Source organism: Streptomyces monashensis, assembly GCF_001866665.1.
GTDB lineage: Bacteria > Actinomycetota > Actinomycetes > Streptomycetales > Streptomycetaceae > Streptomyces > Streptomyces monashensis.
Genome location: NZ_MLYO01000041.1, coordinates 74309 through 88411 on the forward strand (window position 1 = coordinate 74309; position 14103 = coordinate 88411).

A 14103-nucleotide genomic window follows, 5' to 3' on the forward strand; every position below is an offset into this window, starting at 1 on the left:
TCTTCGCCCTCCGCCCCGACGCGCGCAGTCGCCTCAACACGGGCTACATGACCTGCGGCTTCGTCGGTGCCAGTGCCGGCTCCTGGCTGGGGACCCGCGCCTGCACCCAGCTGGGCTGGGGCGCCGTGTGCGTGCTCGTCGCCCTGGCCGCGCTCCTCGCCGCAGGCGCGTACCTGTCGGGCCGCCGCACGGGCCACGTCGCGGCTGCGAGCGGACAGCGAACCCCGCGCCTCACGGCACCGAGCGACCTCGCCCCAACTGACTCTCGCCCCGGCGGGGATCGGCTGACATGACGAGGTCTTCGCCTGGGCGCCTGGCCGATCCGCCGCCGTTCCGTATGCTCCCCGCAGCGCTCGTCCTGTCCGACGGCCCGGTTCCCGGGTTTTCCGAGCCTGCGACATACGATGGCCGAATGACCAAAGTATTGCTGAACACCTCGGCCGGAGACATCACGCTCGAACTCGACGAGGCGAAGGCACCGAAGACGGTGGCCAACTTCGTCAAGTACGTGGAGTCCGGCCATTACGACGGAACGATCTTCCACCGGGTGATCCAAGGATTCATGATTCAGGGGGGCGGCTTCACCCCGGACATGCAGCAGCGGCCGGCGCCGCAGCGCGTGGAGAACGAGGCCAAGAACGGCCTGCGCAACGACAAGTACACGGTGGCGATGGCCCGGACCTCGGACCCCCACTCGGCGAGCGCGCAGTTCTTCATCAACACCAACGACAACGACTTCCTGAACTACCCGGGCCAGGACGGCTGGGGTTACGCGGTCTTCGGGAAGGTCGTCGAGGGCACCGAGTTCGTGGACGCGGTCGACGGAGTGCGCACGACATCCCGGGCCGGGCACGGCGACGTGCCGGTGGAGCCGGTCACCATCGTGTCCGCGAAGCTGGCCTGAGCCCGGTGACGTGTGTCCGTGCGGCCCCGCACCGGGGCCGCACGGACGCGGCCCCCGGCGCCGGGCCGAGGACCTACCGGGTCGGCACGGCCTCGGGGCAAGCGTCACCCGGTCCAACCGTGAGTACCGCCGCGCCTACGGTCTGCCGCCCGCACAGGACGCCGCCAGCCTGCGCACCCGGCTCGCCGAGTCCCGGACCGTACCGGTACTGCCCGACGAGTCGACCGCGAAGCCGCAGCCGCTGCCGGTGGAACCCGATGTCACCACCGGGATCGCGCTCGCAAACGAACTGGTTCGTTACCATGGGTGCATGGCATACGACTCGGCAGCGACCAGGGAACGCATCCTCGCGGCGGCGACCCGGGAGTTCGCCGCACACGGCGTCTCCGGCGCCCGGGTGGACCGTATCGCCGCCGAGGCCAAGGCCAACAAGCGGGCGATCTACGACTACTTCGGCGACAAGAACAAGCTCTTCGCCGTCGTCCTGGAGCGCGCACTGGCCGAGCTGGCCGAGGCCGTACCGCCCAGCGAGGACCTGCCCGGCTACGCGGAGCGCCTGTTCGCCTACCACCGGGCCCGGCCCGAGGCCCTGCGCCTGGTCATGTGGGAGGCGCTGGAGATCGGCGAGGCGCCCGTCCCGGCCGAGGAGGCCCGGACCCGCCACTACCAGGACAAGGTCGAGGCGGCGGAGTCCGGCGGCGCGGGCGGTGACGCGCGCACCCGGGTGTTCTTCACCCTCGCCCTGGCCGGCTGGAGCATCGCGATGCCCCAGCTGCGCCGGATGATCCTCGGCCCCGACTACAGCCTCGACGACCTCGGTACGGAGGTCGCCCGCGCCGTGGGCGAGCTGCCGGGCGGGAACCGGGCGGGCGGCCGGGAACAGCCGTAGCTCTGTGGTTCCGCGCGGCCCGGTCGGTCGAGGCCTGGCCGCCCCTCATCCGTCGGCCCGCGGGAGCGCATCGGCCTCCGCGTCCAGGAAGTGGAAGCGGGGGCGTGGGTGCATCAGGAAGTCGTGGTGGGAGATGTTCCACGCGTAGGCGCCCGCGAGCGCGAACAGCACCCGGTCACCGGCCCGGAGCCCGGGCGCCGCTAACCGGCGGGCCAGGACGTCCTTCGGTGTGCACAGCTGTCCGGCCAGGGGTGACGCGCTCGCCCTCGGCGGCGGGCCGCGGCCACGGGTGCGGCCAGGTGTCCTCAAGAGGACGATCTGCGAACGGCGTTGCGCAGGGCGGTGGCCGATCACATGCGTCCACTTCTGACCGCCATCGGCCCGGTCGCACCGCGCGGGGCGCGCCCCCTGTGGGGCATGGTCGGTGACGACCTCGTGTCCGGGATCTGGTACCTCGGCAGGATGCTGGACCGGGAGCAGGAGGCCGTACGCGCCGCGACCGACATCCTTCCGGCCGCCGTTCCCCCCTACCCGTCGGGTGCCGGCTTCCGCCGTCTGACCGACGAGGACGGCCGCGCATACACCACCCGCACACGCACCGGTTGCTGCATGTTCTACGCGATCCGGCCCGCCGAGGCCTGCGTGACCTGCCGACCGGCGACGCGGAGCGGCTGCGCAGACTGCGCGACTGAGCGGGCGTGCATGCGCGCGACAGGCCGCGAAAGCTCTGGAACGCCACGGGGCTGGGGTTCGGACACCGGCCATTCACGTGGGTGCCCAGGGCCCGTGAGGCTGAGGGGTACATCGACGCCCGACTCGCCCGCGCCGCGGCCGGAAAGCCGGCCCCGTACGCGCAGGTGGACCGGGCCTCGGGGCGGGTGGTCGGGACCACGGCCCACTGGGATCCGCGGGGCCGGACTGCCGACCTGGCCGTCGGCCGCCGGTGACCGGGAGGCGACAGCCCTGCGCACCGTGGGCACGCGGCCGGGGACCGGGCTGGTCAGCGGACCCGCGCCTGGGCCATGCTGGCCCCTGCCAGCCCCGCTCGTGCGCAGGAGTCGCCCCCATGCCCAAGCCCCGCTTCGCCGTCCTCGGTGCCGGCAGCATCGGCTGTCATCTCGGCGGTCATCTCGTCGCCGCCGGGTATGACGTGGCGTTCGTCGGCCGGCCCGGTGCCATGGGCGTGCTGCGCGAGCGGGGCCTCACCCTCAGCACCTCCGTACGGCCGCCCGTCCACCTCACGCCGGACCGGCTGGTGTTGGCTACCGGCCCCGAGGCCGCAGCCGGAGCCGACTACGTGCTGGTCACGGTGAAGTCCGCCGGTACCGAGGCCGCTGCGCAGGACCTCGCCCCTCATCTCGCCCCGGGCGCCGTCGTGGTCAGTTTCCAGAACGGGCTGCACAACCCCGCGACCCTGCGTGCCGCGCTCCCCGGGCACACCGTGCTGGCCGGGATGGTGCCGTACAACGTGGTGCAGTCGGAGCCGGGCACCGTGCACCAGGGCATGCCGGGGCGCCTCATGACCGAGCCCGACGACATGCTCTTCGCTGCCTTCCGCGAGGCCGGCCTGGCGATCGAGGTCCGCACCGACATGTCCGAAGTACAGCACGCCAAGCTGCTGTTGAACCTCAACAACGCGATCAACGCCCTGTCCGGGCTGCCGTTGCGCGATCAGCTCGGCCAACGCGCCTACCGCCGCTGTCTCGCCCTGTGCCAGCGCGAAGCCCTCGCCGCGTACCGCGCCGCCGGGGTCGCTCCGGCCCGCCTCGGTCCCACCGCGCCCGCCGTCACCCCGTACGTGCTGGGACTGCCGGACGCCCTCTTCCGCCGCGTCGCGGCGGCGTCCCTCCGTATCGACGCCCATGCCCGCTCGTCGATGTGGGAGGACCTCCAGCGCGGCCGGCGCACGGAGATCGACTCCTTGCAGGGCGAGATCGTCGCCCTCGCCACCGCCCACGGACGGGGCGCCCCCGCGAACGAGCGGCTGTTGACCCTGGTCCACGAGGCGGAGTCCGCACCGCGCACCTGGACGGGGCCGCAGCTGTACGCCGAGCTGCGCGCGGCGCGCTGACCCGCGCGGAAACCGGCGACCGGCGACACGCGCGCGTCCCGGCCAGGCGCTGCAGGTTGACGCCGCCGGTGACGTCGATCGTGCTTGGCCAGGGTGTGGCTGAACACTTGGAGGGCGCCCTTGGTGAGCGGATAGCCGATGCCGTGGGCGGAGGCGATACGGGTGGAGACGGACGAGACGGTGATGATCCGGGCGCCGTCGCGCAGCCGTGGCAGCAGCCGCTGGGTGAGGAAGAACGGTGCCTTGACGATGACCGCGACCATCCGGTCGAACTCCTCAGGGGTGAGCACCTCGATCGGACGCCCCATGAGGTCGAGCCCCGCGTTGTGCACCAGGATGTCGATCGCCGCTTCCCCGCGTGCGCGCGCCGTCCCGGGCCAGGCCTTCGGCGATGCCTCGCCCGATACCCCGGCTGCTGCCGGTGGCCAGCGCGACCTTGCCACAGAGGTTTTCCACGTCCACTCCCTGATCGTGTTCCGCGGAGTCCCCTGCCTCGTCACGTGAGGCGGGCTGCCGCGGGGAGTTCCACGGTGATGCGGATCCCGCCGGCGGGGCGCGGGGTGAGGGTGAGTGTTCCGTCGTGTGCGCGCGTGATGGTCTTGACGATCGCCAGGCCGAGTCCGACGCCCGCGTGGTCGGTGCGGATGCGTTCGGTGCCGCGTCGGAAGGGCTCGGTGAGTGTCGAGACCAGCTGTGGGGTGAGCCTCTCGCCGGTGTTCTCGACAGTGAGCACCACACTCCTGGGGCGGACGCCGGTATGGACCCACACGGTGCCGTGTTCGGGCGGGTTGTGGACGATCGCGTTGTGCACGAGGTTCATGGTCAGCTGCAGCAGGAGCGCTTGCGAGCCGATCGTGGGGGTGACATCGCCGGAGGTCTCGATGGTGACGCCGTTCCTCTCCGCGAGGGGAAGGAGCGTTTCCGTGGCCTCTTCCGCCAGGAGGGACAGGTCGACGGGGACTCGGATGAAGGCCCGCTGGTCGGCGCGGCTGAGCAGGAGCAGCGCCTCGGTGAGGTCGATCGCTCGGGTGTTGACGGTGTGGAGGCGGTCGATGATTTCGCCGGTGTCGCACGTCGGGTCGGTGCGGGCCAGGTCGAGGAGGGTTTTCGAGATCGCGAGCGGGGTGCGCAGCTCGTGGGAGGCGTTCGCGGCGAACCGCCGCTGTTCGGCGACGTGTGCCTCGAGCCGTGCGAGCATCGCGTCGAAGGCGTCGGCGAGTTCGCGGAACTCGTCTCACCCGCCCGACCATGGCGCCGAGCCCGATGGTGAGCATGGTGTCGCCGATCTGTCCGCCGATGCCTTCGGAGAGCACATCGGGGATCTTCTCCAGCGGAATGCCTCGCACCAGGCCCACACCCACGGCCACGAGCAGCAGGGCGGCGAAGCCGTTGAGTCTGAGCTTCGTCATCAGGAAGAGCAGGATCAGTACGCCGACGGCAACGACAACAAGTGGCATGGGCCAGCTCCCCTTTGAACGCCGAACAAGCCGTCCATATATGAGATTGGAGGCTATGGATGTGGACGGCCAAGGTCAATGGGTGTGCAGAAAGCGCGTTCTGACATGCCGTCCGAGACGTCCTGGGGCAGGCGCACGGGTAGGTTGGTGACCGGTCGGTGGATCTCCATCCGGCGGAACCCGGGCTGAGGGAGCGGGCGTTGGGCGTCGTACTGCTGGCACTGGGAGGCACGATCTCGGTGCCGGGCCAGGCTCGGGGAGCACGGCTGAGCGGCGCCGAGATCACCGCCGCCGTACCGGGCCTGGCGGAGCTCGGAGTTCCGCTGGAGGTTCGGGACGTACACGCCGTACCCGGCGGGAGTCTCACCTTCGCGCAGGTCCTCGACGTCGTCGCCGACGCCTCGCGGGCCGTGGCCGAGGGCGCGGACGGCGTGGTCGTCACCCAGGGCACGGACACCCTGGAGGAGACGGCCTTCCTGGCCGACCTGGTGTGGCCGCACGACGCGCCGTTCGTGCTGACCGGCGCGATGCGCCAGCCGGCCATGGCCGGAGCGGACGGCCCCGCCAACGTACTCGCCGCCGTGCGCGTCGCCGCGGCCCGGGAGGCGCGCGGTGCGGGTGCGCTGGTCGTCCTCAACGACGAGGTGCACGCGGCGCGTTGGGTGCGCAAGACGCACAGTACGAACCCCGCGGCCTTCGCCTCGCCGAGTGCCGGCCCGCTCGGCCATGTCGTCGAGGGCCGGGTGCGGATGCTTCTCACCCCGCCCCGGCACGAGCCGCTCCCGGCCGACGTCGACCGGGAGCGGCTGGAGACCGCCCGTGTGGCCCTGCACGTGGTCACCCTGGACGACGACGGCGCGCGGCTCGACGGGCTCGAAGCGACACATCGGGGCCTGGTGGTCGCCGGTTTCGGCGTCGGTCACGTGCCGGACGTGCTGGCACCACGGCTCGGCGCGCTGGCCGCACACCTGCCGGTCGTGCTGACCTCGCGCACCGGGAGCGGTTCGGTGCTGCGGCACACCTACGAGGCTCCCGGCTCGGAGACGGACCTGCGCCGGCGCGGGCTGATCGACGGCGGCTTCCTCGACCCGTACAAGGCCCGGGTGCTGCTCCGGCTGCTGCTGGCGACCGGGGCCGGGCGCGACGGGATCGCCGAGGCGTTCGCCCTGCGGGGCTGAGTCACCGTCGCGCTTCGGACGTCCCCGGGCCGCGCATGCTCTCGGCCGTCTGCACGATGGTGGTCTCGACGGGGCGCGGGCGCCAGCCGAGTTCCTCGCGGGCGCGGTCGTTGCGGATGACCGGCCGTGGCGGCTCGTCGCCCGGTGCCTCCTGCGTGGGTACGCGCGCGGCGAGCGGACCGAGCCGTCGGCGCAGGATCTCGGCGATCTCCAGGAAGCTCAGCGTCGGGCCGTCGGCGACGGCCAGGAAGCGCTTGCCCGCCGCCTCAGGGGCGGCCATCGCGCGGATGTGCAGGTCGGCCAGGTCACGGACGTCGACGACGCCGAACCTCTGGCGGGGTGCGACGCTCATCGTGCCGTCGAGCATCGCCTTGACCAACTGTGTCGACGATCGCGGCTCCGTGGTGAGGGCCGGGCCGAGGATGAACGTCGGGTTGACGACGACGAGTTCGGTGTCGCCGCCCTCCTGTTCCATCAGGTCCCACGCGGCCCGCTCGGCGATCGTCTTGGACCGGGGGTACGGCGCGAGCCCGGGTGTGTCGGGATCGGTCCAGTCCGCCTCGGTGAACTCGGCGCCCGGCTTCGGCGTATAGCCGACCGCGGCGAACGACGAGGTCAGCACGGCGCGCCGGGCGCCCGCGTCGCGCGCGGCCCGCAACACCCGCAGCGTGCCGTCGCGGGCGGGGACGATCAGCTCGTCCGGGTCCTCCGGCTGGACGGCCGGGAGGGGCGAGGCGACGTGGTGGACCTCCTCGCAGCCGGCCACCGCGGCGCGCCAGCCGTCGTCGGACATCAGGTCCGCGGCGACGACCTCCAGGCCGTCGTCGTCGGCGCCGCCGCGCCGCACCGCCGCGCGCAGCTCGGACTCCCGGGCCGTCGAACGCACCGTGGCCCGCACCGGGCGCCCGGCGCGCAGCAGCGCCGTGATCAGGTGCGTCCCCACGTAACCGGCTCCGCCGGTGACCAGCACCCGGCTCATCGCAGCACCCCCAGGCCCTCGACCGCGGCCACGAGACGCCGTATCGACTCGGCCTCCGCGGCGGCGTCGCCGCGGTCGCGGGCGTCCCACATGGCCGCCTTCTCGCGCAGGTAGCCCAGCCGCGCCCGCTGGGCGGCGATCTCCGACTCGATCCGTTCGGCGTGCCGCAGCAGCAGGTCACGCTGCTCGGCCGCAGCCTCCCGGCCGCGCGCCCGGTTGCCCAGGTAGGTGCGCATGTCCTCGATGCTCACGCCGACCGCGCGCAGGCAGGACAGTGCCTCCAGCGTGTCGAGGTCCCGGCTGCTGTACCGGCGGTGCCCACTGCTCTCGTCGCGATCGATCGGTCCGATGAGCCCGACATCCTCGTAATAGCGCAGTGTGGGCTCACTGAGACCGCTACGGGTTGATACGTCATGAATCGTGAAGGTCGTCATGGCGTCAGCAGACCACACCTCAAGCGCTTGAGGTCAAGCGCCGGCGGACGGGGATCACCGGCGGACGTGCTCGGTGGTCAGCTCCCGCTGCATGAGGAAGGTGTCGACCCAGCGGCCGTGCTTGTGCCCGACCCGCACCAGGTGACCGGCGTCGGCGAAGCCGAAGCGGCGGTGCAGCGCGCGGGAGGCGTCGTTGCCGGTGTCGGCGATGACGGCGATCATCTGCCGCATCCCCGCCCGGGCGGACCCGGTGACGACCGCGTCGAGCAGGGCCGTGCCCATCCCCCGGCCGACGGCGTCGGGCGCGAGGTAGACGGTGTCCTCCACCGTGCTCCGGTACGCCGGCTTCGGGCGCCATGGAGCGGCAAGGGCGAAGCCCGTGATCGCCCCGTCCGACGTGGCGACGAGGAAGGGCAGTCTCCGCCCGGTCAGGCCGTCGAGCCGGTCCTGCCAGTCGGCGACGGTCGGCGGGGTCTCCTCGAAGGTGGCCACGGTGTGGCGGACGTAGTACGCGTAGATGTCGGCTACGGCCTGCAGGTCGGCGGAGGTCGCGGGACGGACGACCACCTGGGGCGCTGTCATCTCGGGTACTCGCCTCTCCATGGTGAAACGCGGCGGACGTGGCCGAGACTAGCGTGAGCATGTTGTCGACGGTCGAGCCCGGGCAGCAGGCGGCGGGCGGCCGATCTCCGTCCAGGGGTGGAGATCGGGGGAGCGTCTCCATCGACCCGTGGGTGGTGGTGACCGACAGCCCGTGCGGAGCACCCTTGAGGCATGGGATCGCTTCACTCGGCGCTCGTGCTGCTCATCGTCATCTGCGGCCTGGTCTTCTACGCGGCCTGGATCGTGGGCGCCGTCTACTTCGGTGTGAAGAGCCACTCCGGGGTGCGCGGCTGGTGGCGCGGACAGCGGAGCACACTGCCCCGCCGGCTCCTCCTCGTAGCGGGTGTCTACGCGTTCTGGCTCCTGCTCGGCCGCACCTGGGACTTCTGGAGACACCTGCGCTACTGGCAGCCCGAGCTGGCCCTCCTGGGCGCCGCGCTCGCCGTCGCCTCCACGGCTCTGTTGCTGTGGGCCCGCTGGGTGCTGGGCACGATGTGGGCCAGCGTCCCGACGGTGCGGGAGCACCACGAACTCCGCACGGACGGCCCCTACGGGCTGGTCCGCCACCCCATCTACGCCGGCCTGCTCGGCCTCGTCGCCGGCGGGATGCTGGCCTGTGGCTTCGGCGTCTGGGTGGCCTTCCTCATCGTCGCGGTGCCCTGGATGCTGCTGCGGGTCCGGGCCGAGGACCGCCTGATGGCCGACCGGTTCGGTCCGGCCTACGAAGCCTACCGCGCCCGGGTCCCGGCGCTGATCCCCTGGATACGTCGTGCGCGGACGGACGCCGACCACCGGGACAGCGCGAAGCCGTAGGCATGCGACGGCCGTGAAGTCGTGGACATGCGACGGCCGTGGAGCCGTAGGCACGCGAGGGCGTGGTCGCGTCAGGTCATCAATGGGCCAAGAGTGGTCTAAATAAAGGACGATCGGTTCGAATTCCGAACGGGATCAATGCGTACCGGCCAGCCCTTGATGAACCGAGCGTGGACGGCTGGCGCGCTGGCGGCGACCGTGTGTGACACCGGGCGCCCGTACCGGGGCACGGAGTGCGGGGATGGTGGCGCCGCCTGCGTGTCCGTGGTGCCGGAGGTCAGGCCGGAAACCCTCCTTGTTGCGACGGGAGCGACTCGCCATACTCGTCGGCGTTTGGCATGGGCACGACCGACCCTCGGGTTCGGGGCGTGCCCGTCTCTGTCGTTCCTCCGGCCCCGGCCCGTCGACAGGGCGGGGCAACCCCACTGGAGGCCTCACATGGCGCAACGCCGAACCACCCGCACCAACCGCGCACTCACCGGAGCCGGTGTCATCGTCCTCACGGCCGCCGCGGCCCTGCTCCCCGGCGCCGGCTCGGCCACGGCCGCTCCCGCCGCCGCGACCACCCCGGCCGCGGCCCGTGCCGCGTCCGCCGCTTCCCTCGTCGCACGACTGGGCGACCACGCGGCGGGTTCCTACTACGACGCCGCGGCCCACCGGTTCGTCGTCGGCATCACCGACCCGTCCCTGGCCGCCCAGGTCCGCGCGACCGGCGCCTTCCCCAGATCCGTGCGCTACTCCACCACCCAACTCCGCGCAGTGCAGAGCACGTTGACCCAACGCGCCCGGATCGCGGGCACCGCCTGGTCGATCGACCCCCGGCAGGACAAGGTGGTCGTGACCGTCGACCCGACGGTCACCGGTGCCCAGCGCGCCCGGCTGGACTCCGTGGTTGCTTCGCTCGGCGACAAGGTCGTCGTACACCGGACCGCCTCCCCGTTCAAGCCGTTCATCGCGGGCGGCGACGCCATCTGGGGCAGCGGTGTCCGCTGCTCCCTCGGATTCAACGTGACCGTGAACGGCGCGCCCTACTTCCTGACTGCCGGGCACTGCGGCAACGCGTCCCAGACGTGGTCCGACTCCCAGGGCGGCGGGGAGGTCGGCCAGACCGTCGACTCGCAGTTCCCCGGCACCGACTACGCCCTGGTGCAGTACGACGACGCGAGCAGCGACCATGCGAGCGCCGTCGACCTCTACGACGGGAGCAGCCAGCAGATCACCCACGCCGCCGACGCGTACGTGGGCGAGTCGGTCACGCGCAGCGGCAGCACCTCGGGGGTCCACAGCGGGTCCGTCTCGGGGCTCGACGCGACCGTGAACTACCAGGAAGGCTCGGTCTCCGGGCTCATCGACACCACCGTGTGTGCCGAGCCCGGCGACAGCGGTGGCGCGCTCTTCGACTCCGACGCGGCGATCGGCCTGACCTCGGGCGGCAGCGGAGACTGCACGTCCGGCGGTGAGACCTTCTTCCAGCCGGTGCCGGCGGCGCTGAGCGCGGAGGGAGCCACGATTCCGTAACCGTCGGTGGCCCGCGACGTCATGAGCGTCGCGTGCACGGTACGCCTCAACCGGCCCTCATGCGGGGCCGGTTGAGGCTTTTCCCGTTCAGGGCGCCGTCGCCTGCGGGCTTCTCAGCGCTCGCGCCCGCCCCGGAAGACCCGGCGGACGAGGTGGACCAGCAACCAGATGACCAGGACGACGAAGAGGATCACGAGGATCACGACGACCAGGAGGAAGATACCGAGCCTCTTGAGGAAACTCTTCTTCTTGGTCTTCGTCCTGTGGAGACGGGTCGCCGACACATGATGTGTGGAAGTGGTGTGCCTCAGGCGGATGGTGGAGACGGTGCCCGGAACTGACGTTCCGGCGCGTACAGTGCCGGTGGTCGCCACAGCCGTCGTGGCTGTCGCGGCTGTCGTGGCCTGCCGAGCGGTGCCCGGCGCGGCGGCGGCCGGTGTCACCGCCAGGCCGAGGCCGAGCACCAGCGTCAGAAGTACGGTCGCGACGGGGCCCTTTCGGCCCGGTCGGTGCGTGATGGTCATTCATGCCCTCCCCGTGTGCGGTGCGGATGGGGTTGCTGTCTTGCGCAACGCCGCAACTATTATCGCGGCGGACAGTGATTCTTCCTCTCTCGGGATCTGGACGGGGTACTCATGCGCTACCTGGTACGCGACCGCATGCTGGCTTTCCACGAGGAGGCCTGGGTCGAGACGGAGCACCGGGAGAAGCTCTTCAAGGTCAACCGCAAACTGCTGCGGCTGCGTACCACGTTCGACTTCGTCGACACCGAGGGCGAGCAGGTGGCTCGCATCGTCAAGAAGGCGCTCACCCTCCACCACACGATCCTCATCAAGCAGCACGGCGAGACCGTGGGCCGCATCAGCAAGCGGACCCTGCGGATCTTCAGGGACCGCTACAAGGTGACCCTGCGCGGCGGGCGCCGGCTGCGGATCGCGGGCAACCTCTGGGACCGCGAGTTCGACATCGCGGACGACAGCGGGACCCTGGCACACATCTCGCGCCGCTGGTTCACCATCCGCGACGCCTACGCGGTCGACGTGATGAGCGAACCTGACTGGCTGCTGCTGATCATCCTCGCGGTGTGCGTGGACCACATCATCGAGGATGCCGAGGGGGAGCAGCTCACCAACCTCTGAGACACACACCCCGCCGACCGCACGCACCTCACCGTCGGCACACACATCACCGACCGCACGTACATCGCCGGTCGCGCGTACCTCTGAGACGCTCGGACACCGACGCGCCGTAGTCACGGCGCCCAACCGGGGGAGAACAACCTCACCATGATGGGCCATTCGCATGCCGTGAGCGGCGCCCTGCTGTTCGCCGGCACCGCTCCCTACCTGCCGCCCGTGCTGTTGCACACGCATCTGTCGCCCCAGGAGATCCTCATGGGCACGGTGCTGTGCGCGGGCGCCGCGCTGCTGCCGGACCTGGACCACCACGACGGCACGATCGCGAACTTCCTCGGCCCGGTTTCCAAGATGCTGTGCCGGTTCGTCGCCTTCGTCTCCGGCGGCCATCGGCATGCCACCCACTCCCTGTTCTTCATCGCCTTCATGACCGCGGGCACGTGGGCCGGAGTCGCCTATCTGGGACGGCCGTTCACGCTCGGCATGTGCTTCTTCCTGCTGGCGCTTGCGGTGCGTGCACTCAATCTCTGCCCGCCCGGACACGGCTTCCATGCCTGGGGCACCAATGTGGCGCTGGCCGCGCTGGGCACCGCCGCCATCGACAAGTTCATCCCCTCGGCACCCGGTTGGCTGCCCTACGCCATCGGCCTCGGCTGCCTGGCCCATCTCCTCGGAGACTCCATCACCAAGCAGGGCGCGCCGTGGCTGTGGCCGCTCAGGACCCGCTACGAGATCGTGCTGATCAAGAGCAGCGGCAACAAGCTGGAGACCGAGATACTGACCCCGCTGATGGGCGCCGGGACCATCGCCCTCCTCTGGTTCACCGTGCTGTCCCCGCACCCCCTGCACTGAGAGGCGGTCACCGGCGCCGACCGCAGGCGTCGCGGGACGTACGGTGCTCAGACGAGGTCCACCCACGCTCCCCGCTCGGCGGAGTGGCCGATCGCGTCCAGCGTCACCGCGCTGGCCACGGCGTCGTCCAGGGTGGCGCCCACGGGGGTGCCCTCGGCGATGGAGCGCAGGAAGCGGTGGGCCTCGATCACCTTCAGATCGTCGTAGCCCATGCTGGTGGCGGCCCCCGGCTGGAACGCGCCGTACTCGCCGTGGCCGGGGCCGACGTACACGGTGCTGACGGGCTGGTCCTGGTAGCTCGTGCCGCGGCTGACGCCGAGCTCGCCCATGCGGCGGAAGTCCCAGAAGACGGCGCCCCTGGTGCCGTGCACCTCGAAGCCGTAGTTGTTCTGCTCGCCGACGGAGACCCGGCAGGCTTCGAGGACGCCCCGGGCGCCGGAGGCGAAGCGGAGCAGACAGTTGACGTAGTCCTCGTTCTCGACCGGGCCGAGGTCGCCGCCGTCGGTGAGGCTGTGCCCGGCCGTGGCGCCGGTCGGTCGGGCCCGCTGCGGGACGAAGACCGCGGTGTCGGCGGTGAGCGAGGTGATCTCGCCGAGCAGATGACGGGCCAGGTCGACGCCGTGCGAGGCGAGGTCGCCGAGCACCCCGCTGCCACCACGCGCGCGCTCGTAGCGCCAGGTCAGAGCGCCCTGAGGGTGGGCGGCGTAGTCGCTGAAGAGACGGATGCGGACATGGGTGACAGTGCCGATCTCCCCGGCGCTGATCAGCTCGCGGGCGGCTTCGACGGCGGGCGCGTTGCGGTAGTTGAAGCCGACGGTGCCCTGTACCCCGGCCTTGGCGACCGCGTCGGCCACGGCCCGGGCGTCCTCGGCGGTCAGTCCGACCGGCTTCTCGATCCAGATGTGCTTGCCGGCCTCGGCCATCGCGACGCCGATCTCGCGGTGCAGGAAGTTGGGGGCGGTGATGCTGACCGCCCGGACCCGGGGGTCGGCGGCCACCTCGCGCCAGTCCCGGGTGGCGCAGGCGAAGCCGTGGAGCCCGGCCGCCTCCTTTGCCCGGCCCGGTACCTCGTCGGCGACGGCGACCAGTTCCGGCCGAAGGGACAGCTGGGGGAAGTGGTGGTGCACACGGGCGTACGCCTGCGTGTGCACCCGTCCCATCCAGCCGAATCCGACGACCGCGACGCCGAGCGTGTTCACCATGAGCGCCCTTCTTTGGACCGTTCCAGAACTTGCGCACACCCTGAAGGCCGGCGCTCGCTCATGTCAA

13 protein-coding genes and 5 pseudogenes are annotated in these 14103 nt (G+C 71.4%); 10 read left to right on the plus strand and 8 right to left on the minus strand.

Translation table 11 applies throughout. The annotated features are described in order from the left end of the window. Positions 1 to 412: 412 nt before the first annotated feature. Entirely contained in the window at positions 413 to 904 is a 492-nt protein-coding gene (locus tag BIV23_RS24930) for a peptidylprolyl isomerase (RefSeq protein WP_071383180.1), read from the plus strand. A gap of 310 nt (positions 905 to 1214) precedes the next feature. After that, the gene (locus BIV23_RS24935) at positions 1215 to 1793 is read left to right on the plus strand and encodes a TetR/AcrR family transcriptional regulator (RefSeq protein WP_071383323.1); all 579 of its coding nucleotides are present in this window, start codon (positions 1215 to 1217) and stop codon (positions 1791 to 1793) included. 45 nt (positions 1794 to 1838) lie between these two features. On the opposite strand, the pseudogene BIV23_RS46670 reads toward BIV23_RS24935, so the two are convergent. After that, positions 1839 to 2091: pseudogene (locus BIV23_RS46670) on the minus strand (hypothetical protein); the annotation flags it as partial. Here BIV23_RS46670 and BIV23_RS52115 point away from each other — a divergent pair. From BIV23_RS52115 to BIV23_RS24945, 3 genes and pseudogenes are all read left to right on the plus strand, one after another. After that, positions 2091 to 2485 (plus strand): annotated as a pseudogene (locus BIV23_RS52115) ((2Fe-2S)-binding protein); the annotation flags it as partial. The pseudogenes BIV23_RS46670 and BIV23_RS52115 overlap by 1 nt on opposite strands. A 72-nt stretch (positions 2486 to 2557) precedes the next feature. After that, a pseudogene (locus BIV23_RS46680) lies at positions 2558 to 2704 on the plus strand (GNAT family N-acetyltransferase); the annotation flags it as partial. Between the two features lie 155 nt (positions 2705 to 2859). Further along, positions 2860 to 3864, plus strand: coding sequence for a 2-dehydropantoate 2-reductase (locus BIV23_RS24945; RefSeq protein WP_071383182.1), 1005 nt, complete (start codon positions 2860 to 2862; stop codon positions 3862 to 3864). 134 nt (positions 3865 to 3998) lie between these two features. Here the strand turns inward: BIV23_RS24945 and BIV23_RS46685 are convergent. Then, a pseudogene (locus tag BIV23_RS46685) lies at positions 3999 to 4364 on the minus strand (SDR family NAD(P)-dependent oxidoreductase); the annotation flags it as partial. After that, a pseudogene (locus tag BIV23_RS24955) lies at positions 4361 to 5321 on the minus strand (sensor histidine kinase). The pseudogenes BIV23_RS46685 and BIV23_RS24955, both read right to left, overlap by 4 nt. Before the next feature lie 200 nt (positions 5322 to 5521). Here BIV23_RS24955 and BIV23_RS24960 point away from each other — a divergent pair. Next, positions 5522 to 6499 (plus strand): asparaginase, encoded by a 978-nt coding sequence (locus BIV23_RS24960; protein WP_079173342.1) that lies wholly within the window; start codon positions 5522 to 5524, stop codon positions 6497 to 6499. A 1-nt stretch (position 6500) separates the two neighbouring features. Here the strand turns inward: BIV23_RS24960 and BIV23_RS24965 are convergent, their stop codons facing one another. From BIV23_RS24965 to BIV23_RS24975, 3 genes are read right to left on the minus strand one after another with little or no spacing between them, the layout of a single operon-like run. Next, the gene (locus tag BIV23_RS24965; RefSeq protein WP_071383184.1) at positions 6501 to 7478 is read right to left on the minus strand and encodes an NAD-dependent epimerase/dehydratase family protein; all 978 of its coding nucleotides are present in this window, start codon (positions 7476 to 7478) and stop codon (positions 6501 to 6503) included. Next, positions 7475 to 7912: a MerR family transcriptional regulator gene (locus BIV23_RS24970; protein ID WP_071383185.1), complete on the minus strand. Its 438-nt coding sequence runs from the start codon at positions 7910 to 7912 to the stop codon at positions 7475 to 7477. Before BIV23_RS24970 ends, BIV23_RS24965 begins: the two co-directional genes overlap by 4 nt. A 54-nt stretch (positions 7913 to 7966) precedes the next feature. Continuing rightward, entirely contained in the window at positions 7967 to 8494 is a 528-nt protein-coding gene (locus BIV23_RS24975) for a GNAT family N-acetyltransferase (RefSeq protein ID WP_071383186.1), read from the minus strand. 192 nt (positions 8495 to 8686) lie between these two features. Between BIV23_RS24975 and BIV23_RS24980 the strand changes: the two genes are divergently transcribed. Together BIV23_RS24980 and BIV23_RS24985 are read left to right on the plus strand one after the other, a co-directional pair. Next, positions 8687 to 9328 (plus strand): methyltransferase family protein, encoded by a 642-nt coding sequence (locus tag BIV23_RS24980; protein WP_071383187.1) that lies wholly within the window; start codon positions 8687 to 8689, stop codon positions 9326 to 9328. Positions 9329 to 9766: 438 nt separating this feature from the next. Next, entirely contained in the window at positions 9767 to 10846 is a 1080-nt protein-coding gene (locus BIV23_RS24985; protein ID WP_071383188.1) for a S1 family peptidase, read from the plus strand. 113 nt (positions 10847 to 10959) lie between these two features. Here BIV23_RS24985 and BIV23_RS24990 read toward each other — a convergent pair whose 3' ends face one another. After that, positions 10960 to 11370 (minus strand): hypothetical protein, encoded by a 411-nt coding sequence (locus BIV23_RS24990; RefSeq protein WP_071383189.1) that lies wholly within the window; start codon positions 11368 to 11370, stop codon positions 10960 to 10962. Positions 11371 to 11481: 111 nt separating this feature from the next. Between BIV23_RS24990 and BIV23_RS24995 the strand changes: the two genes are divergently transcribed. Both BIV23_RS24995 and BIV23_RS25000 read left to right on the plus strand, forming a co-directional pair. Beyond that, on the plus strand, positions 11482 to 11985 hold the full coding sequence (locus tag BIV23_RS24995; RefSeq protein WP_071383190.1) for an LURP-one-related/scramblase family protein: 504 nt from the start codon (positions 11482 to 11484) through the stop codon (positions 11983 to 11985). A gap of 150 nt (positions 11986 to 12135) precedes the next feature. Then, positions 12136 to 12834 (plus strand): metal-dependent hydrolase, encoded by a 699-nt coding sequence (locus BIV23_RS25000; protein WP_245790627.1) that lies wholly within the window; start codon positions 12136 to 12138, stop codon positions 12832 to 12834. A 47-nt stretch (positions 12835 to 12881) separates the two neighbouring features. On the opposite strand, the gene BIV23_RS25005 is transcribed toward BIV23_RS25000, so the two are convergent. Then, a complete protein-coding gene (locus BIV23_RS25005) occupies positions 12882 to 14036 on the minus strand; it encodes a Gfo/Idh/MocA family protein (protein WP_071383192.1) in 1155 nt (384 codons plus the stop codon). Positions 14037 to 14103: the final 67 nt, after the last annotated feature.